This is a genomic window from Pseudomonas sp. PWP3-1b2, from assembly GCF_049896045.1.
GTDB classification, from domain to species: domain Bacteria; phylum Pseudomonadota; class Gammaproteobacteria; order Pseudomonadales; family Pseudomonadaceae; genus Aquipseudomonas; species Aquipseudomonas antarctica_B.
Map to the genome: position 1 here is coordinate 1 of NZ_JAFCTN010000055.1, position 20,332 is coordinate 20,332.

A 20,332-nucleotide genomic window follows, 5' to 3' on the forward strand; every position below is an offset into this window, starting at 1 on the left:
CCTGCAGCCACTTGAGGATCACCGAAGTGTCCAGGCCGCCGGAATACGCGAGAACGACCTTGTTTACGTCGGCCATGCCATCACTCCACGGGGTTGTACGGAAAGGCGTCGATTCTACCGACCAAAACCGCGAAATTACAGGGGCGCGACAGCAAATGAAGATAAAGCGACAGATTATGTCGAGCGAGCGACCGACAGTCGCACGTTATGAGGTGTGCGCCGGGTTGCTCGGTGCAGTGGCCTGGGGCGCCGGTTTCTCGGGCGTCGCTACGCGTTCGAGCTGAATATTCACACGCCGATTACGCGCCCGGTTGGCGGCATTGGTGTTCGGCGCCAGCGGGTAGCTCTCGCCGTGGAAGCGCATGGTTATCTGCGATTCCGGGATACCGTTTTCTTTAAAGTAGTCGGTGACTGCCAGAGCGCGGCGGCGCGACACGTCACGGTTGGTCAGGCGATTGCCGCTGTTGTCGGAATGGCCGTTGAGCTCGATATGGTTGACTGTGGGGTCGGCCTTCATGAACGCGACGATCACCGCCAGCTTCTTCTTCGCCGCCTCGTCCAGCTCGATGCCGCCGCCGGGGAAGCCGACTTCGGTCTGTTTGACCTGGTCGTAATTCATCGGCAACAGCTTGGTGGTGCACAGCTGATAGTCGTTGAAGGCTTTGTTGAATTTCACCGGCAACAGGCGCACTTCCGAATAGCCGCCTTCGCGCCCGTAATGACGCACCGTGGGGCTGCGGCCTTCGAGCAATCCGCTGAACAGCCGACCGGCCTGGGCCTGAGAGCTGTTGAACAGCACATCGCCACTGCCAACGCGCACAGCGCCGAGGTTGATATCACCACGGCCCGGCTGCCAGGGCGCAGCGGCGGCCAGCAAGGTGGCTGAGCCCGCACCCAGCGCGCCGTTGTAGGCTTTGAGGCGAAATATCGCCTGCTCGCCGGCGCGGCGCACGAACTCACCCGAGCCAAAATCGGTGATCGGCTGGGTCAGGCGGCACTCGAACTGGTCACCTTCCACCTTCCACTCAATGTTCTCCAGACGTGTCTGGAACGTGAGGGCCATCGCAGGCAGGCTGGCGAACACACTGAGCAGGGCTAGATAATGCTGGCGCACGGGAGGCTCCACTGGTTTCTACAACACTTCAAAGCGTCATACGTGGTTAAGGCATACCCAGGGATATCGGACACCTGCGGCAAAACTTGATAGCGAGTGCCTGCAAGAGTCTTTTCCGGTAGCATTCCCACCAGATTGACCCGCCTGGAATCCCCAATGTCCGACCGCCTGACCCTGCTGCGTCCCGACGACTGGCATATTCATCTTCGCGATGGTGCTGCGTTACCCCAAACTGTGGCCGATGTAGCGCGCACGTTTGGTCGCGCCATCATCATGCCTAACCTGGTACCTCCGGTGCGTAATGCCGCTGAAGCCGAAGCCTATCGCCAGCGTATCCTCGCTGTGCGCCCGGCAGGCAGCCGCTTCGAACCGTTGATGGTGCTCTACCTGACCGACCGCACTCAGCCAGAAGAAATTCGCGCTGCCAAGGCGACGGGCTTCGTGCACGCCGCCAAGCTGTATCCGGCGGGCGCGACCACCAACTCCGACTCCGGTGTGACGAGCATCGACAAGATCTTGCCGGCCATCGAAGCCATGGCTGACGTCGGCATGCCGCTGTTGATCCACGGCGAAGTCACCCGTGGCGATGTCGATGTGTTCGACCGTGAAAAGATCTTCATCGATGAGCACATGCGCCGTCTGGTCGAGTTGTTCCCGACCCTCAAGGTGGTGTTCGAACACATCACCACGGCCGATGCCGTGCAGTTCGTCAACGAGGCTTCAGCCAACGTCGGCGCGACTATCACCGCGCATCACCTGCTCTACAACCGCAACCACATGCTGGTGGGCGGGATTCGGCCGCACTTCTATTGCCTGCCGATTCTCAAGCGCAACACTCATCAGGTGGCGTTGCTGGATGCCGCCACCAGCGGCAGCCCTAAGTTCTTTCTCGGCACCGACTCCGCACCTCACGCCCAACACGCCAAAGAAGCGGCATGCGGCTGTGCCGGTTGCTACACCGCGTATGCCGCGATCGAGCTGTATGCCGAAGCGTTCGAAACGCGTAACGCCCTGGACAAGCTTGAAGGGTTCGCCAGCCTCAACGGCCCGCGTTTCTACGGCCTGCCAGCGAACACCGACCGCATTACCCTGGTTCGTGAAGACTGGACCGCCCCTGCCAGCCTGCCGTTTGGCGAGCTGACCGTTATCCCGCTGCGCGCCGGTGAAACACTGCGCTGGCGCCTGCTGGAGGAAAGCAAGTGAGTGAAGACCATTACGACGACGAACACGAGCACAGTGGTGGCGGTTCCCGTCACCCGATGGCCGAGCGGTTTCGCGGCTATCTGCCGGTTGTCATCGACGTAGAAACCGGTGGCTTCAACTGCGCCACCGACGCGTTGCTGGAAATTGCCGCGACCACCATCGGCATGGACGAACAGGGTTTTGTGTTCCCGGAACACACCCATTTCTTCCGCGTCGAGCCGTTTGAAGGCGCGAACGTCGAAGCAGCCGCTTTGGAATTCACCGGCATCAAGCTCGATCACCCGCTGCGCATGGCCGTGAGTGAAGAAGCAGCGCTGACCGACATCTTCCGTGGCGTGCGCAAAGCGTTGAAGGCCAATGGTTGCAAACGCGCGATCCTGGTAGGCCACAACAGCAGCTTCGACCTGGGCTTCCTGAACGCCGCCGTGACGCGCCTGGACATGAAGCGCAACCCGTTTCACCCGTTCTCCAGCTTCGACACCGCCACGCTTGCCGGTTTGGCGTATGGCCAGACCGTACTGGCGAAAGCCTGCCAGGCGGCCGGCATCGACTTCGACGGTCGTGAGGCCCACTCGGCTCGCTACGACACCGAGAAGACGGCCGAGCTGTTCTGCGGCATCGTCAACCGCTGGAAGCAGATGGGCGGCTGGGAAGACTTCGGCGACTAACAGGCTTTTTGTAGCAAGCAGGCTTGTTGTGGCGAGCGGGCTTGTTGTGGCGAGCGGGCTTCTGTGGCGAGCAGGCTTGCCCTGCGTTGGGCTGCGAAGCAGCCCCAGATCCTGACACCGCGGTTTAACCGGTTAACCGCGGCGGTCTCATTGGGGCCGCTGCGCAGCCCAACGCGGGCAAGCCCGCTCGCCACAACAAGCTCGCTCGCCACAAACCCAAATGCAGCGCATAAAAAAACCGGCCTTCTCAGGCCGGTTTTTTTGTCCCGCGAATCTGGCTTACAGCTTGCCAGCATTCTCGGTCAGGTAAGCCGCAACGCCTTCTGGCGAAGCGTTCATGCCTTTGTCGCCTTTCTTCCAGTTGGCAGGGCAAACTTCGCCGTGCTCTTCGTGGAATTGCAGGGCATCGACCAGGCGGATCAGCTCTTCCATGTTACGGCCCAGCGGCAGGTCGTTGATGATCTGCGAGCGCACAACGCCCTTGTTGTCGATCAGGAACGCGCCACGGAAGGCCACGCCGCCTTCGGACTCAACGTCGTAGGCCTTGGCGATGTCGTGCTTCATGTCGGCAGCCATGGTGTATTTGACTTTGCCGATGCCGCCATCATTGATGGCAGTGTTGCGCCAGGCGTTGTGGGTGAAATGGGAGTCGATGGAAACGGCAACCACTTCAACGTTGCGCGCCTTGAAATCGTCCATGCGGTGGTCCAGAGCGATCAGCTCGGACGGGCAGACGAAGGTGAAGTCCAGCGGGTAGAAAAATACCAGGCCGTATTTGCCTTTGATGGCTTCAGACAGTTTAAAGCTGTCTACGATTTCGCCATTGCCGAGGACGGCAGGTACATCGAAATCCGGGGCTTGTTTGCCGACGAGTACGCTCATTGGGTATCTCCTGATGCTGGGGTGACGATTGAAGTAAAAGGACCGGCCCAAGTCTGCCGCTATCAAGCGACAGCCCAGTGACACAGTCACGCTTCGTGAAGACCGGCCATCATACACTGAAAAAACCGTTCGTCAGCGCGACGCCCGAGCAGTGAAAAGACCTGCGAATCTACTTTGACAATCATTCTCGTTAACATTAAGATCCATCGCACTTAAGCCTTAAACCCGCGACGGTTCTCCCTTATGTATGTCTGCCTCTGCACTGGCGTCACCGACGGACAAATCCGCGAAGCAATCTATGAAGGTTGCTGCAGCTACAAGGAAGTGCGTGAAACCACCGGCGTTGCCAGCCAGTGCGGTAAGTGTGCTTGCCTCGCCAAGCAAGTGGTACGGGAAACCCTGACCCAGCTGCAAACAGCCCAGGCCGCGCTCCCCTACTCAGCAGAATTTACACACGCCTAAACAGGGGTGTTTTAAAGAACCGAACTTAGTGTTCGGTTTTTTTATGCCTGTAATTCAACTAGTTAGGCCCAAGACGCGGAACACAAACATTCTTATTCCGATTAATTTTCATTTATTATTCAATAACTTAGGTTTGACACTCGGGTTTGCGCCGCTCAAACTCTGCACCTACACAGCGATTACAGGGCAGGACCCCAGTCATGAAAGGCGACATTTCAGTCATCCAGCAACTCAACAAAATCCTTGCCAATGAACTGGTCGCGATCAATCAGTATTTTCTGCATGCGCGCATGTATGACGATTGGGGCCTGGAAAAGCTCGGCAAGCGTGAGTACAAAGAGTCGATCAAGGCCATGAAAGACGCTGATGCGCTGATCAAGCGCATCCTGTTCCTGGAAGGCCTGCCGAACGTGCAGGACCTGGGCAAGCTGAACATTGGCGAACACACCCAGGAAATGATCAGCAGCGACCTGGGCTTCGAGCGCAAGAGCCACAGCGACCTCAAGGCCGCCATTTCTCACTGTGAAGTGACCGGCGACTACGGCAGCCGTGAGCTGCTGGAAGACATCCTGGAAGATCAGGAAGAGCACATCGACTGGCTCGAAACCCAACAGGGCCTGATCGTCAAAGTCAGCCTGGAAAACTACCTGCAATCACAGATGGGCGAATAACCCACTTCGCGCAGGTACAAAAAAGCCCCGCTCTCATTCGAGAAGCGGGGCTTTTTATTGCAGGCGAATCAAGCGTCGGTCTTGGCCGCCGCGTTTGCCGCTGCGTCTTTGATCAGCGCTTGCAACGAACCATCAGCTGCCATTTCAGTGATGATGTCGCTACCGCCGACCAGCTCCCCGGCTACCCACAGTTGTGGGAAGGTTGGCCAGTTGGCGTATTTCGGCAGGTTCGCGCGAATTTCCGGGTTTTGCAGGATGTCCACGTAAGCGAATTTCTCGCCACACGCCATGATTGCCTGGGAGGCCTTCGCGGAGAAACCGCACTGAGGAGCGTTCGGCGCGCCCTTCATGTAAAGCAGAATGGTGTTGGCAGCAATCTGCTCTTTGATCGTTTCGATGATATCCATGGAACACCTCGGCTGGAACTTTGCGACTCACAGGTCGGCACGGTGGCGCATTGTAACGCAAAATTCCAGCGCGGTGCTCGGGCCTTATGCGGCGGCCACCTGCACCGGCACGCCGTTCAGCGCGGCGTTTCCAGACAATTCATCGACTTGCCGCTCGTCGGTCAGGTCATTCGCACTCGCCCCTGGCTGGCTGCTGGCGATGGTCATCTGCACGCCCGGGCGGCCGTGGCCCCAACCGTGAGGCAGGCTGACCACGCCGAGCATCATGTCCAGGCTGGCGACCACTTCCACTTCGATCATGCCGATGCGCGAGCTGACACGCACACGCTGGCCATCGCTCAATTGACGACTGGAAAGGTCATCCGGGTGCATCAGCAGTTGGTGGCGCGGCTTGCCCTTCACCAAACGGTGATAGTTGTGCATCCAGGAATTATTGCTGCGCACATGGCGACGGCCGATCAGCAGCAGTTCGTTGTCCACCGGCACTGGCTGCGCGGCAAAGCGTGCAAGGTCCGCCAGGATCACAGCGGGTGCTGCCTGCACCTTGCCGTTGGTGGTTTTCAAGCGCGCCGCAAGATTGGCATGCAGCGGGCCCAAATCAACGCCGTGGGGATGATCAGCCAGCATCGCCACCGACAGTTTGTGTTCGGAAGCGTCACCGTACGACCCCGCGCGCAACCCGAGGTCAATCATTTGCGCGGGCGCCATCGTCGGTTTCAGCGCCACGCCGGTCTGCGCCGAAAACGCTTTGGCCAGGCCCACAAAGATTTCCCAGTCGTGCAGTGCGCCTTCAGGCTTGGGCAGAATCGCACGGTTGAAACGGGTGACGTTGCGCACCGCGAACATATTGAATGTTGTGTCGTAGTGATCGTTTTCCAGCGCCGAGGTCGACGGCAGGATCAGGTCGGCGTACCGCGTGGTCTCGTTGATATAGAGATCGATGCTGACCATGAACTCCAGACCCTCCAGAGCCTGCTCCAGTTGCCGACCATTTGGCGTGGACAGCACGGGGTTGCCCGCCACCGTCACCAGCGCGCGGATTTGCCCGTCGCCCTCGGTGAGCATCTCTTCAGCCAGCGCCGACACCGGCAGCTCGCCGCCGTATTCAGGGCGACCCGACACCCGACTCTGCCAGCGATTGAAATGCCCGCCGCCGGTGGAGGCCACCAAATCCAAGGCCGGCGTGGTGCACAACGCACCGCCGACACGGTCAAGGTTGCCGGTAACCAGGTTGATCAGTTGCACCAGCCAATGGCACAGCGTGCCAAATGCTTGAGTCGACACGCCCATGCGCCCGTAGCAAACCGCTTTATCTGCTGCCGCAAAATCCCGCGCCAACTGCCGAATCTGCTCGGCCGGCACTGCACATTGGCGACTCATGGCGTCAGCGGTAAAACCGGCAATGGCGCGGCGCACTTCTTCAAGGCCTTCAACCGGCAAATGACTGTCGCGCGTCAGTCGCTCGTTGAACAGGGTATCGAGCACGCCAAACAACAACGCCGCATCGCCACCCGGGCGCACGAACAGGTGCTGGTCAGCGATTGCCGCCGTCTCGCTGCGGCGTGGGTCGACTACCACGACTTTGCCGCCTCGCGCCTGGATCGCCTTAAGGCGTTTTTCCACGTCGGGCACGGTCATGATGCTGCCGTTGGACGCCAGCGGGTTGCCGCCCAGAATCAGCATAAAGTCGGTGTGATCGATGTCGGGAATCGGCAGCAGCAGGCCGTGCCCGTACATCAAGTGACTGGTGAGGTGATGGGGCAATTGATCAACAGAGGTTGCCGAGAAGCGATTACGCGTCTTCAACTGGCCGAGGAAGTAGTTGCTGTGGGTCATCAGCCCGTAGTTGTGCACGCTGGGGTTGCCCTGATACACCGCCACGGCGTTCTGCCCATGAAGCGCCTGGATACCTGCCAGCCGTTCGGCTACGAGCGCAAAGGCTTGTTCCCACGCAATCGGCCGCCACTCGCTGCCCTCGCGCAACATCGGCTGGCGCAGGCGGTCCGGGTCGTTCTGGATATCCTGCAGCGCCACCGCCTTGGGGCAGATATGCCCGCGGCTGAACGTGTCGAGCGGGTCGCCCTTGATCGAGGTGATCGCCAGGCTACCGTCGTCGGCGTGAGTGGTTTCCAGGGTCAGGCCACAGATGGCTTCACACAGATGGCAGGCACGGTGGTGGAGAGTCTTGGTCATGGCCAGTCTCTTTATCAGGGCTTTGAGTTCACTATGAGCCGCGTCCCAGGCGAGCACCACTAACCTTCGCCCGGTGAATCGAGTGGCATCAAGCCAAGGCATGGCCAAGCGTGAGCAAATGTTTCAAAACCCTCCCGCACGCCACTGAAACCGACGCCGTCTGGCCTGAGCCCGCCCCGGCGCGTTGCAAACTATCTCGACGCCAGTGTACAAATGGCCCCCTGCTGTCCGGTAATTGTCTTCAAAAGCGCTTTCGCGCGCATCTGAACACCCTTAAAAACCGTAGCCCTATTGGTAAGACGCGACATTTAATTATAAGATCGCGCCTTCCCCTATTTCGTCGCCCCGTGCGGCTTTCGCCGCAGGTCTCGCCCGTTGTCACAATAAACAAGGCTTTGAGTATCTGCGGTCTGTTGCAAAAAGGTAGTTAATGATGAGCGCAAGGCACTTTCTCTCCCTGATGGATTGCACGCCCGAAGAGCTGGTCAGCGTGATCCGTCGAGGCATTGAGCTTAAAGACCTGCGTAACCGCGGCGTACTGTTCGAGCCTTTGAAAAACCGTGTGCTCGGGATGATTTTCGAAAAATCCTCGACCCGCACCCGCGTGTCGTTCGAAGCCGGCATGATCCAGCTGGGTGGCCAGGCCATCTTCCTGTCGTCGCGCGATACCCAATTGGGCCGTGGCGAAACCATCGCCGACAGCGCCATCGTGATGTCGAGCATGCTCGACGCGGTGATGATCCGTACCTTCGCCCACAGCACCGTGACCGAATTTTCCGCCAACTCCCGCGTGCCGGTGATCAACGGTTTGTCCGATGACCTGCACCCGTGCCAGTTGCTGGCCGACATGCAAACCTTCCTTGAACACCGTGGTTCGATCCAGGGCAAGACCGTGGCCTGGATCGGCGACGGCAACAACATGTGCAACAGCTATATAGAAGCGGCGATCCAGTTCGACTTCCAGTTGCGCGTCGCCTGCCCGGAAGGCTACGAGCCAGACGCGCGCTTCCTCGCGCAAGCCGGTGACCGCGTTACCCTGGTGCGCGACCCGCGTGATGCCGTGCTCGGCGCGCACCTGGTCAGCACCGATGTGTGGACTTCCATGGGCCAGGAAGAAGAAACCGCCAAGCGTCTGGCCCTGTTCGCGCCATTCCAGGTGACCCGCGCCCTGCTCGACCTGGCCGCACCGGATGTGCTGTTCATGCATTGCCTGCCCGCTCACCGTGGCGAAGAAATCAGCCTCGACCTGCTCGACGACACTCGCTCGGTCGCCTGGGACCAGGCCGAGAACCGTCTGCACGCGCAAAAAGCATTGCTCGAATTCCTCGTGCCGCCGTCGTACCACCACGCATGAGCCAGCCTTTACTGCTGAACCTGCGCAATCTGGCATGCGGCTATCAAGATCAACGGGTGGTGCAGAACCTCAATCTGCACCTCAACGCCGGCGACATTGGTTGCCTGCTGGGCTCCTCGGGCTGCGGCAAAACCACGACCCTGCGCGCCATTGCCGGGTTCGAGCCGGTGCACGAAGGTGAAATCAGCCTGGCCGGCGAAGTGATCTCCAGTGCCGGGTTTACCCTGGCGCCGGAGAAACGTCGTATTGGCATGGTGTTCCAGGACTACGCACTGTTTCCCCATCTCAGCGTGGCCGACAACATTGCCTTCGGCATTCGCAAGCACCCGCAAAAAGACCGCGTGGTTGCCGAGTTGCTGGAACTGGTCAACCTGAAGAACCTAGGCAAACGTTTCCCCCACGAGCTGTCCGGCGGCCAGCAACAACGCGTCGCCCTCGCCCGCGCCCTGGCGCCGGAGCCGCAACTGTTGTTGCTGGATGAACCCTTTTCCAACCTCGACGGCGAGCTGCGACGCAAGCTCAGCCATGAGGTGCGCGACATTCTCAAGGCGCGCGGCACCAGTGCGATTCTGGTCACCCATGATCAGGAAGAAGCCTTCGCCGTGAGCGACCAAGTGGGGGTATTCAAGGAGGGCCGTCTTGAGCAGTGGGACACGCCCTACAACCTCTATCACGAACCTCAGACGCCTTATGTGGCCAGCTTTATCGGCCAGGGCTATTTCATTCGCGGTCAGTTGAGTTCGCCGGAATCTGTCAGCACTGAACTGGGTGACTTGCGCGGCAATCGCGCCTACACCTGGCCGACCGGTGGGGCGGTGGACGTGCTGTTGCGCCCGGATGACATCGTTTACGCGCCGGACAGCGCGTTGAAAGCGCGAATTGTCGGCAAGACGTTCCTCGGGGCTTCGACGTTGTACCGCCTGCAATTGCCGACGGGTGCGCAGTTGGAGTCGATTTTCCCGAGCCACGCAGACCATCAGGTCGGTGTGGACGTCGGGATTCGGGTAGCCGCCGAACACTTGGTACTATTCCAGGCCTCAGGCAGTACTGCTGCGCAGATTCCTCATGCCGAGTCAGGCGTGCGCCGCTACAGCACCGCTAACTGAAGAAACCGAATCAAAAATGTGGGAGCGGGCTTGCCCGCGATGGCAGTGTGTCAGCTTGAATTCAGTTCACTGACCCACCGCCATCGCGGGCAAGCCCGCTCCCACATTTACATTTTCATTTATTTCGAAAGAAGATTAAGCCCGGCCAATTTCTGCAAATTTGGCCTGTGTATGCTCAGCCAACACCGTCGCCGGCAGCTCGACTTCCAAACCCCTCCTTCCCGCACTCACAAAAATCGTCGCGAACGGCTGCGCCGTCACATCGATAAAAGTGCGCAAGCGCTTCTTCTGCCCCAACGGGCTGATGCCGCCCAACAGGTAACCGGTGGAACGCTGCGCGGCCGCCGGGTCAGCCATCTCGACTTTTTTCACCCCGGCTGCCTGCGCCAAGGCTTTTAAATCAAGGCTTCCGACGACCGGCACCACGGCTACCAACAATTCGCCTTTCTCACTGCTGGCCAGCAAGGTCTTGAACACCTGCGCCGGGTCGAGGCCCAATTTCTCTGCGGCCTCCAGGCCATACGACGCCGCCTTGGGATCATGTTCATAACTGTGGATGCGATGTTCGGCGCGAACTTTTTTCAACAGATCCAATGCAGGGGTCATGGCGGTTCCGGGCGTGGCGAACAGAGGCCCAATTCTAAGCCAAGACCCTGCAAAAGGCTCTAGCTCGCCCACTGGAAAGATGAGAAGCCTGCGTTGTCGACATGATCATTCACCAGACCAATAGTTCGAAAATGACCAATCGTTCACTTTCGACCTTTGACAGGCGTCATTCTTGTCTATATTTTTTCGTTTCCGAATGCTGTAGGAATAGACTTGCAGTGTTCAAGCAGCAAGCCGCGGACAGGATGGGGATTCTGCCAGCGGTGAACATCACGCAACAACCCGCTGAGGTTGTGCGCCAGACAAGAACAACAATTGAGGTTTTCCATGACAACTGCTCTTCAACAGCCTTCACTTTCGAGCCAATGCATGGCCGAGTTCCTGGGGACTGCGCTTCTGATCTTCTTCGGTACAGGATGTGTCGCTGCGCTCAAGGTCGCGGGTGCCAGCTTCGGGTTGTGGGAGATCAGCATCATCTGGGGCATCGGCGTCAGTATGGCGATCTACCTCACTGCCGGTATTTCCGGGGCTCACCTCAATCCTGCGGTCAGTATCGCCTTGTGCATCTTTGCCGATTTCGAAAAGCGCAAACTGCCCTTCTATATCCTCGCCCAAATCGCCGGCGCCTTCTGCTCGGCCGCCTTGGTGTACACGCTCTACAGCAATCTGTTTTTCGATTACGAACAAACCCATCACATGGTTCGCGGCTCCCAGGCCAGCCTGGAATTGGCGTCGGTATTCTCCACTTACCCCAATGCGCTGCTGAGCACCGCCCAGGCATTCCTCGTTGAAATGGTCATCACCGCCATTCTGATGGGCGTAATCATGGCCCTCACCGATGACAACAATGGCCTGCCACGGGGCCCGCTGGCACCGCTGCTGATCGGCCTGTTGATCGCCGTAATCGGTAGCGCCATGGGCCCGCTGACCGGCTTTGCGATGAACCCGGCGCGGGATTTCGGGCCCAAGCTGATGACCTTTTTCGCTGGCTGGGGTGAAATGGCTTTCACTGGCGGTCGCGACATCCCTTATTTCCTGGTACCGATTTTCGCGCCGATTGTCGGTGCATGCCTCGGTGCTGCGGCCTATCGCGGGCTGATTGCCCGTCATCTGCCGAGCGCCGCACCTGCTATAGCTGAAGAAACACCTGACACGGCTGTCAACGGCAAGACCCGTATTTCCTGATAGCGCCAGCCTGGACGCATCTGCCCCTTTCGTGGCCCAGGCTGACTACCGATTTTCTTATTTTCCAAGGCATTCGATATGACCGATATTCAGAATAAGAACTACATCATCGCCCTTGACCAGGGCACCACCAGTTCCCGGGCGATCATCTTTGATCGCGACGCCAACGTGGTCTGCACCGCCCAGCGCGAATTCACCCAGCATTACCCGCAACCTGGCTGGGTCGAACATGACCCGATGGAAATTTTCGCTACCCAGAGCGCGGTCATGGTCGAAGCCCTGGCTCAAGCCGGCCTGCACCATGACCAGGTCGCCGCCATCGGCATCACCAACCAACGTGAAACCACCGTGGTGTGGGACAAGGTCACCGGTCGCCCGATCTACAACGCGATCGTCTGGCAGTGCCGCCGCAGCACCGAGATCTGCCAGCAACTCAAACGCGATGGCCACGAGCAATACATCAACGACGCCACCGGCCTGGTCACCGACCCGTACTTCTCCGGCACCAAGCTCAAGTGGATCCTCGACAACGTCGAAGGCAGCCGCGAGCGTGCGCGCAACGGCGAACTGATGTTCGGCACCATCGACAGCTGGCTGATCTGGAAATTTACCGGCGGCAAGACCCACGTCACCGACTACACCAACGCCTCGCGCACCATGCTCTTCAACATCCACACCCTGGAATGGGATGCGAAGATGCTGGAGATTCTCGACGTGCCGCGCGAAATGCTGCCGGAAGTGAAGTCTTCCTCGGAAATCTACGGCCGCACCAAGAGCGGCATTGCCATTGGCGGTATCGCCGGTGACCAGCAAGCCGCACTGTTCGGCCAGATGTGTGTAGAACCCGGCCAAGCCAAAAACACCTACGGCACCGGCTGCTTCCTGCTGATGAACACCGGCGACAAGGCGGTGAAATCCAAGCACGGCATGCTCACCACCATCGCCTGCGGCCCGCGTGGCGAAGTGGCTTACGCCCTGGAAGGCGCAGTATTCAATGGCGGCTCCACCGTGCAATGGCTGCGTGACGAGTTGAAAATCATCGCCGACGCCACCGACACCGAATACTTTGCCAGCAAGGTCAAAGACAGCAACGGCGTGTACCTGGTGCCAGCATTCACCGGCCTGGGCGCGCCGTACTGGGACCCGTATGCCCGAGGCGCGCTGTTCGGCCTAACCCGTGGCGTACGCGTGGATCACATTATTCGTGCAGCCCTGGAGTCGATTGCCTACCAGACCCGCGACGTACTGGACGCAATGCAGCAGGATTCGGGCGAACGCCTCAAAGCCCTGCGCGTGGACGGCGGCGCGGTGGCCAACAACTTCCTGATGCAATTCCAGGCCGACATCCTCGGCACCCAGGTTGAGCGCCCGCAAATGCGCGAGACCACGGCATTGGGCGCGGCCTACCTGGCGGGCCTGGCCTGCGGCTTCTGGGGCAGCCTGGACGAGTTGCGGGGCAAGGCCGTGATCGAGCGCGAATTCGAACCGCAACTGGACGAAGTCGCCAAAGAGAAGCTCTACGCCGGCTGGCAAAAAGCGGTCAGCCGCACCCGTGACTGGGAACCGCACGAAGGCGCTGAATAAGCCAAGCGCGGGACCTGGAGAGGGTTCTAACTGGCAGGGAGCAGATTCCTGCGTCATCATGGGCCACTTTTGTATGGCAGCCCAAAGGACGCCCCATGAATCTGCCTCCCCGCCAACAACAAATTCTCGAGCTGGTCCGCGAACGCGGCTACGTCAGTATCGAAGAAATGGCGCAGCTGTTCGTTGTTACCCCGCAAACCATCCGCCGCGATATCAACCAGCTGGCGGACGCCAATCTGCTGCGCCGCTACCACGGCGGCGCGGCCTATGACTCCAGTGTTGAAAACACCGCATACGCCATGCGTGCCGACCAGATGCGTGATGAAAAACAACGCATCGGCGAGGCTATCGCGGCGCAAATCCCTGATCACGCCTCGATTTTCATCAATATCGGCACCACCACCGAATCCATTGCCCGAGCGCTGCTGAATCACAACCATCTGAAAATCATCACCAACAACCTCAACGTCGCCACCATGCTCAGTGCCAAGGATGACTTTGACGTGTTGCTGACCGGTGGCAACGTGCGCCGTGACGGCGGTGTGGTGGGCCAGGCCAGCGTCGACTTTATCAACCAGTTCAAGGTCGACTTCGCGCTGGTGGGTATCAGCGGCATCGACGAAGACGGCAGCCTGCTGGACTTCGATTATCAGGAAGTGCGGGTTTCACAGGCGATTATTGCCAATGCGCGCCAGGTGATCCTGGCGGCGGACTCCAGCAAATTCGGGCGCAATGCCATGATTCGCTTGGGGCCGATCAGTTTGGTGGACTGCCTGGTGACCGATCAACAGCCGGTGCCGGCGCTGGTGCAGTTGTTGAATCAGCATAAGGTTCGCCTCGAAGTCGTGTAGCGCCTGTACTGCCGCCATCGCGGGCAAGCCCGCTCCCACAGTGTGAAATGCGATCAACTGTGGGAGCGGGCTTGCCCGCGATGGCGAACTGACAGGCACCCATTTCCTTCAGCTTCACCCATGCTCATGTTCACAATTCTTGCTTTCCCCGCCCTTCGATGAGTTTTTTCAATCGAACTCGGGTGGCTGTGCGCGCGTTTATCAGCTACCATTTTCGCAAATGAACATTAATGTTCGAATTCCAAGACGATAAAGATCGCGAGGACAGCCGATGAACCCTTCCACCTTGCCTGCTCCACCGCTTGCCGAAGTCTATGACGTAGCCGTAATCGGTGGCGGGATCAATGGCGTCGGCATTGCAGCAGACGCAGCCGGTCGCGGGTTGTCGGTATTCCTTTGCGAAAAGGACGACCTGGCCAGCCACACCTCCTCCGCCAGTAGCAAGCTGATCCATGGCGGCCTGCGCTACCTGGAACATTACGAATTCCGCCTGGTGCGCGAAGCCCTGGCCGAACGCGAAGTGCTGTTGGCCAAGGCCCCGCACATCGTCAAACAGATGCGCTTCGTATTGCCACACCGCCCTCACCTGCGCCCGGCGTGGATGATTCGCGCCGGTTTGTTCCTGTATGACCACCTCGGCAAGCGCGAAACACTCGCAGGTTCGAAAAGCATCAAGTTCGGCGCGAACAGCCCGCTGAAAAGCGAAATCACCAAAGGCTTCGAATATTCCGACTGCTGGGTGGATGACGCCCGCCTCGTGGTATTGAACGCCATGGCCGCCCGCGAAAAAGGCGCGCACATCCACACCCAGACCCGTTGCGTCAACGCTCACCGCAGCAACGGCCTGTGGGAAATGAACATGGAACGCGCCGATGGCAGCCTGTTTTCGATCCGCGCTCGCGCGCTGGTGAACGCGGCCGGCCCGTGGGTCGCCAAGTTCATCAGGGATGACCTGAAGCTGGACTCGCCGTACGGTATCCGCCTGATTCAGGGCAGCCACCTGATCGTGCCGAAACTGTATGAAGGCGCCCACGCGCACATCTTGCAGAACGAAGACCAGCGCATCGTTTTCACCATTCCGTACCTGAACGACCTGACCATCATCGGCACCACCGACCGCGAATACACCGGTGACCCGGCAAAAGTTGCGATTACCGAAGGTGAAACCGACTACATGCTCAAAGTGGTCAACGCGCACTTCAAGAAACAACTGAGCCGCGACGATATCGTCCACACCTATTCCGGTGTACGCCCGCTGTGCAATGACGAGTCGGATAACCCATCGGCCATCACGCGCGACTACACCCTGGCAGTGTCCGGGGACAACGGCGAAGCGCCGATCCTTTCGGTGTTCGGCGGCAAGCTGACGACCTATCGCAAGCTCGCCGAGTCGGCGATGGCGCTGCTCGCACCGTTCTTCACACACATGCGCCCGAGCTGGACCGCCAAGGCCACTCTGCCCGGTGGCGAAAACATGACCACGCCAGAAGCCCTGGCCGACTCCATTCGCACCAATTTTGACTGGGTGCCCGCCGAGATCGCCCGCCGTTGGTCGATCACCTACGGCAGCCGCACCTGGCGCTTGCTGGAAGGCGTGCAAACGCTGGCAGACCTGGGCGACCACCTGGGTGGCGGCCTGTACACCCGCGAAGTCGATTACCTGTGCGCCGAAGAATGGGTAACCGGGCCTCAGGACGTGCTGTGGCGCCGTACCAAGCTGGGCCTGTCCACCACGCCGGAAGAACAGGAAAAGGTGCAGCGCTACCTGTCCAAGGTTGAACAAACCCGCGCAAAGATTGAAGCGGCCTGATTAGCCACTCTGCGCCTGCTGCTCAAAGCAAAGCCCCTGCACCGAAAGGTCCAGGGGCTTTTTTGGGCCGAAGGATTGACGCTGATAGTCACTGAATGACGAGGCTGGACGGCTCATGAAACCATCTTTCCATGTGGGAGCTGGCTTGTGCAGCCATTGAAGTTGTACTCGGTCAAAACTGTGGGAGCGGGCTTGCTCGCGAAGGCGGTGTATCAGCCAATAAATTCATCAACTGACCCACCGCATTCGCGAGCAAGCCCGCTCCCACAGTGGATCTTCATACATAAGGAAGACCGCGATCTGCTCTAGAAAAAACAGCGCCTTTGATCCAACCACTCAGGTCGGCTTTCAGGCCGCCGTGCTTGTGATCTTGCTTTTGATTTTAATCTGAGGCGCCCCGTTAACCACGCTGGCCGCACGCCGAGCCACAGCGAGGTGCCGAGTGGTGGGGCGAAGACCTTTTGCTTACTTTTGGCTGGGCCGGCTTCCGGTCTTTCCAAAAGTGAGCCGCTGTAAGAGCGGAACCCTAAGCAGCCATAACCGCAGCAACGGATATTCACCCAACCCCATCCCCACCCCCATCCCCATTCGGTTTCCCGAACGCCACCCCCCAAGCCCATTCGGTAAACCGTACCTTCCACCCACACCCCCCCTGTAACACAAACTTAATATCCATATAAATCAACCAGATAACCAATCAACCCAGGTATGGCACGACTCATGCTCTACACTCTAATACGTTTACCCGAGACGCCTCAGGAGCCGTCACGGGCATTCGCAGTACAAGAGAGCCGTTCAGCTGGCTTCATAAAAAAAACAAATGTCGAGGAAGTATTGATGCGCATCGTTCCCCATATCCTGGGCGCAGCTATCGCTGCTGCTCTGATCAGCACTCCAGTTTTCGCCGCCGAACTCACCGGCACACTGAAGAAAATCAACGACTCCGGCACCATCACTCTCGCGCACCGCGACAGCTCCATCCCGTTTTCCTACATCGCAGACGGTTCGGGCAAACCCGTGGGCTACTCCCACGACGTTCAACTGGCTGTGGTCGAGCAACTGAAAAAAGACCTGAACAAGCCCGACTTGAAGGCCAAGTACAACCTGGTCACCTCGCAAACCCGTATCCCGTTGATCCAGAACGGCACCGCGGACCTCGAGTGCGGCTCCACCACCAACAACGCCGAACGCGCCCAGCAAGTCGACTTCACCGTCAACATCTTCGAAATCGGCACCCGTCTGCTGGTCAAGAAAGACAAGGATGGCAAGCCGTCCTACGCTGACTTTGCCGACCTGAAAGGCAAAAACGTCGTGACCACCGCAGGCACCACGTCCGAGCGCATCATCAAAGCGATGAACGCCGACAAGCAAATGGGCATGAACGTTATCTCCGCCAAAGACCACGGCGAATCCTTCCAGATGCTGGAAAGCGGCCGCGCCGTAGCCTTCATGATGGACGACGCCCTGCTGGCCGGTGAAGAAGCCAAAGCCAAGAAGCCGGACGACTGGGTCATCACCGGTACTCCGCAGTCCTTCGAAGCCTACGCGTGCATGGTGCGTAAAGACGACCCGGCCTTCAAGAAAGCCGTGGATGACGCCATCGTCGCCCTGTTCAAATCCGGCGAAATCAACAAGATCTACAGCAAATGGTTCGAGAGCCCGATTCCACCAAAAGGCCTGAACCTGAACTTCCCGATGAGCGAGAAAGTTAAAGAGCTGATCGCCAACCCAAGCGACAAGCCGGCACCGGACGTAAAAATCTGATACCTGACTAAGCTTATCTCCTGAGGGAGCCAACCCTCCCTCAGGCGTCTGTTACTACCTGCTGGCTTAATTTGGACACTCGACCTGGCGGTTTTCGAGCCGATCGCGTGTGCCTGGCGTTCACCGTCAGGCGGGAAAGGATCTTCCCCAAGCGGGTGCTTGTACATTGATCGATCTCGAGGGGAGACCCTAATGAATTACAACTGGGACTGGGGCGTATTCTTCAAGTCCACCGGCGTGGGCAGCGAGACTTATCTCGACTGGTACATCTCCGGGCTGGGCTGGACCATCGCCATCGCCATCGTGGCCTGGATTATCGCCTTGCTGCTGGGCTCCATACTCGGCGTCATGCGCACCGTGCCCAACCGCATCGTATCGGGCATCGCGACCTGCTACGTGGAACTGTTTCGCAACGTACCGCTGCTGGTTCAGCTGTTCATCTGGTATTTCCTGATACCCGACATGCTGCCGCAGAACCTGCAGGACTGGTACAAACAAGACCTTAACCCGACCACCTCGGCCTACCTGAGCGTTGTCGTGTGCCTGGGTCTGTTCACCGCTGCTCGCGTCTGTGAGCAAGTGCGTACCGGTATTCAAGCGCTGCCACGTGGCCAGGAGGCCGCCGCCCGCGCCATGGGCTTCAAGCTGCCGCAGATCTACTGGAACGTGCTGCTGCCACAAGCCTACCGGATCATTATTCCGCCGCTTACCTCGGAATTCCTCAACGTGTTCAAGAACTCCTCCGTGGCGTCCTTGATCGGCCTGATGGAATTGCTGGCGCAAACCAAACAGACCGCAGAGTTTTCGGCGAACCTGTTTGAAGCCTTCACCCTGGCAACGCTGATCTACTTCACCTTGAACATGAGCCTGATGTTGCTGATGCGCGTGATCGAGAAGAAAGTCGCCGTGCCCGGCCTGATCTCCGTGGGGGGTAAATAATGGAATTCGATTTCAGCGGCATCATCCCCGCAATCCCGGGCCTGTGGAACGGCATGGTCATGACCTTGCAGTTGATGGTCATGGGTGTGGTCGGCGGCATCGCGTTGGGCACGGTGCTGGCGCTGATGCGCCTGTCGTCCAACAAACTGCTGTCGCGCCTGGCCGGCGCTTACGTGAACTACTTCCGCTCGATCCCGCTGCTGCTGGTGATCACCTGGTTCTACCTGGCGGTGCCGTTCGTGTTGCGCTGGATCACCGGCGAAGACACTCCGATCGGCGCGTTCACGTCCTGCGTCGTGGCCTTCATGATGTTCGAAGCCGCGTACTTCTGTGAAATCGTACGGGCAGGCGTGCAGTCGATTCCCAAGGGCCAGATGGGCGCCGCCCAAGCGATGGGCATGACCTATGGGCAGACCATGCGTCTGATCATTCTGCCCCAGGCGTTCCGCAAGATGACCCCGTTGCTGCTGCAACAGTCGATCATCCTGTTCCAGGACACCTCGCTGGTCTACACCGTGGGCCTCGTGGACTTCCTTAACTCCGCCCGTTCCAACGGCGACATCATCGGCCGCTCCAACGAGTTCCTGATCTTCGCCGGTGTCGTCTACTTCATCATCAGCTTTTCCGCCTCGCTGCTGGTCAAGCGTCTGCAAAAAAGGTTTGCCGTATGATCTCTATCAAGAACATCAACAAGTGGTATGGCGACTTCCAGGTGCTGACCGATTGCAGCACTGATGTCAAAAAAGGCGAAGTGATCGTGGTGTGCGGGCCGTCCGGCTCGGGCAAATCCACCCTGATCAAGTGCGTCAACGCACTGGAACCGTTTCAGAAGGGCGACATCGTGGTCGACGGCACCTCCATCGCCGACCCGAAGACCAACCTGCCGAAACTGCGTTCGCGCGTGGGCATGGTGTTTCAGCACTTCGAACTGTTCCCGCACCTGACCATCACCGAAAACCTGACCATCGCGCAGATCAAGGTGCTGGGCCGCAGCAAGGAAGAAGCCACCCAAAAAGGCCTGCAACTGCTTGAGCGCGTCGGCCTGTCGGCGCATGCGCACAAACACCCGGGCCAGCTTTCCGGTGGCCAGCAACAACGTGTGGCCATCGCCCGCGCCCTGGCAATGGATCCGATCGTCATGCTGTTCGACGAACCGACCTCGGCGCTGGACCCGGAAATGGTTAACGAAGTGCTCGACGTGATGGTGCAACTGGCCCAGGAAGGCATGACCATGATGTGCGTGACCCACGAAATGGGCTTTGCCCGCAAAGTGGCCGACCGCGTGATCTTCATGGACGCCGGCAAGATCATCGAAGACTGCCCGAAAGAAGAGTTCTTCGGCGACATCAGCGCCCGCTCCGAACGCGCGCAGCACTTCCTTGAGAAAATCCTGCAGCACTAAAAACAGCAGTGTTCTCCCCGTGAGAACCGGTCTGTGCAGGCATTGGGCTTATGTGGGAGCTGGCTTGCCTGCGATTGGAAACCCCCGGGGGGGGGAAAAAAAACCGGGATTTCCAAGCCCGCGAGCCCCCG

The 20,332-nt window shown here is 59.0% G+C and carries 20 protein-coding genes; 14 read left to right on the top strand and 6 right to left on the bottom strand.

The features are described 5' to 3' along the window. The coding region (locus ACP7A2_RS24655; RefSeq protein ID WP_426136422.1) for an argininosuccinate synthase domain-containing protein at positions 1-76 on the bottom strand (76 nt) is incomplete at its 3' end. Positions 77-205: 129 nt separating this feature from the next. After that, positions 206-1,114: a flagellar protein MotY gene (locus tag ACP7A2_RS24660; RefSeq protein WP_426136403.1), complete on the bottom strand. Its 909-nt coding sequence runs from the start codon at positions 1,112-1,114 to the stop codon at positions 206-208. A gap of 156 nt (positions 1,115-1,270) precedes the next feature. On the opposite strand from ACP7A2_RS24660, the gene pyrC reads away from it, so the two are divergent. Together pyrC and rnt are read left to right on the top strand one after the other, a co-directional pair. Continuing rightward, the gene (gene pyrC / locus ACP7A2_RS24665) at positions 1,271-2,317 is read left to right on the top strand and encodes a dihydroorotase (RefSeq protein WP_426136404.1); all 1,047 of its coding nucleotides are present in this window, start codon (positions 1,271-1,273) and stop codon (positions 2,315-2,317) included. Then, positions 2,314-2,985: a ribonuclease T gene (rnt, locus tag ACP7A2_RS24670; RefSeq protein WP_375069524.1), complete on the top strand. Its 672-nt coding sequence runs from the start codon at positions 2,314-2,316 to the stop codon at positions 2,983-2,985. Before pyrC ends, rnt begins: the two co-directional genes overlap by 4 nt. Positions 2,986-3,264: 279 nt before the next feature. On the opposite strand, the gene ACP7A2_RS24675 is transcribed toward rnt, so the two are convergent. Next, complete coding sequence (locus tag ACP7A2_RS24675) at positions 3,265-3,867, bottom strand: peroxiredoxin (RefSeq protein WP_110624403.1); 603 nt, start codon at positions 3,865-3,867, stop codon at positions 3,265-3,267. 243 nt (positions 3,868-4,110) lie between these two features. Between ACP7A2_RS24675 and ACP7A2_RS24680 the strand changes: the two genes are divergently transcribed. Beyond that, a complete protein-coding gene (locus ACP7A2_RS24680; protein WP_010564137.1) occupies positions 4,111-4,329 on the top strand; it encodes a bacterioferritin-associated ferredoxin in 219 nt (72 codons plus the stop codon). A 200-nt stretch (positions 4,330-4,529) separates the two neighbouring features. Continuing rightward, entirely contained in the window at positions 4,530-5,000 is a 471-nt protein-coding gene (bfr, locus tag ACP7A2_RS24685) for a bacterioferritin (protein ID WP_348060110.1), read from the top strand. Positions 5,001-5,068: 68 nt separating this feature from the next. Here bfr and grxD read toward each other — a convergent pair whose 3' ends face one another. Together grxD and ACP7A2_RS24695 are read right to left on the bottom strand one after the other, a co-directional pair. Beyond that, complete coding sequence (gene grxD, locus ACP7A2_RS24690; RefSeq protein ID WP_116628475.1) at positions 5,069-5,407, bottom strand: Grx4 family monothiol glutaredoxin; 339 nt, start codon at positions 5,405-5,407, stop codon at positions 5,069-5,071. Positions 5,408-5,491: 84 nt separating this feature from the next. Next, complete coding sequence (locus tag ACP7A2_RS24695; protein ID WP_426136405.1) at positions 5,492-7,600, bottom strand: molybdopterin oxidoreductase family protein; 2,109 nt, start codon at positions 7,598-7,600, stop codon at positions 5,492-5,494. Positions 7,601-8,033: 433 nt separating this feature from the next. Between ACP7A2_RS24695 and argF the strand changes: the two genes are divergently transcribed. Next, entirely contained in the window at positions 8,034-8,954 is a 921-nt protein-coding gene (gene argF, locus ACP7A2_RS24700) for an ornithine carbamoyltransferase (RefSeq protein ID WP_426136406.1), read from the top strand. Then, positions 8,951-10,060, top strand: coding sequence for an ABC transporter ATP-binding protein (locus ACP7A2_RS24705; protein ID WP_426136407.1), 1,110 nt, complete (start codon positions 8,951-8,953; stop codon positions 10,058-10,060). Before argF ends, ACP7A2_RS24705 begins: the two co-directional genes overlap by 4 nt. Positions 10,061-10,195: 135 nt before the next feature. Here ACP7A2_RS24705 and ybaK read toward each other — a convergent pair whose 3' ends face one another. After that, complete coding sequence (gene ybaK, locus ACP7A2_RS24710; RefSeq protein WP_233894148.1) at positions 10,196-10,666, bottom strand: Cys-tRNA(Pro) deacylase; 471 nt, start codon at positions 10,664-10,666, stop codon at positions 10,196-10,198. Between the two features lie 327 nt (positions 10,667-10,993). Between ybaK and ACP7A2_RS24715 the strand changes: the two genes are divergently transcribed. The 8 genes from ACP7A2_RS24715 to ACP7A2_RS24750 all read left to right on the top strand — a co-directional run bounded on the left by ACP7A2_RS24715 (position 10,994) and on the right by ACP7A2_RS24750 (position 20,201). Then, on the top strand, positions 10,994-11,851 hold the full coding sequence (locus ACP7A2_RS24715; RefSeq protein ID WP_426136409.1) for an MIP/aquaporin family protein: 858 nt from the start codon (positions 10,994-10,996) through the stop codon (positions 11,849-11,851). Positions 11,852-11,929: 78 nt separating this feature from the next. Continuing rightward, complete coding sequence (gene glpK, locus ACP7A2_RS24720) at positions 11,930-13,435, top strand: glycerol kinase GlpK (RefSeq protein ID WP_426136410.1); 1,506 nt, start codon at positions 11,930-11,932, stop codon at positions 13,433-13,435. A gap of 95 nt (positions 13,436-13,530) precedes the next feature. Beyond that, positions 13,531-14,286: a DeoR/GlpR family transcriptional regulator gene (locus tag ACP7A2_RS24725; RefSeq protein WP_348062180.1), complete on the top strand. Its 756-nt coding sequence runs from the start codon at positions 13,531-13,533 to the stop codon at positions 14,284-14,286. Between the two features lie 271 nt (positions 14,287-14,557). Continuing rightward, entirely contained in the window at positions 14,558-16,096 is a 1,539-nt protein-coding gene (gene glpD, locus ACP7A2_RS24730; protein WP_426136411.1) for a glycerol-3-phosphate dehydrogenase, read from the top strand. An 837-nt stretch (positions 16,097-16,933) separates the two neighbouring features. Continuing rightward, positions 16,934-17,860, top strand: coding sequence for a glutamate/aspartate ABC transporter substrate-binding protein (locus ACP7A2_RS24735; RefSeq protein WP_348062098.1), 927 nt, complete (start codon positions 16,934-16,936; stop codon positions 17,858-17,860). Positions 17,861-18,052: 192 nt separating this feature from the next. Then, positions 18,053-18,799, top strand: coding sequence for an amino acid ABC transporter permease (locus tag ACP7A2_RS24740; RefSeq protein ID WP_375071153.1), 747 nt, complete (start codon positions 18,053-18,055; stop codon positions 18,797-18,799). Then, positions 18,799-19,470, top strand: coding sequence for an amino acid ABC transporter permease (locus ACP7A2_RS24745; protein ID WP_348062096.1), 672 nt, complete (start codon positions 18,799-18,801; stop codon positions 19,468-19,470). Before ACP7A2_RS24740 ends, ACP7A2_RS24745 begins: the two co-directional genes overlap by 1 nt. After that, positions 19,467-20,201 carry an amino acid ABC transporter ATP-binding protein gene (locus tag ACP7A2_RS24750; protein ID WP_003172079.1) on the top strand — a complete coding sequence of 245 codons (735 nt, stop codon included), beginning with the start codon at positions 19,467-19,469 and terminating at the stop codon, positions 20,199-20,201. Before ACP7A2_RS24745 ends, ACP7A2_RS24750 begins: the two co-directional genes overlap by 4 nt. Positions 20,202-20,332 lie beyond the last annotated feature (131 nt).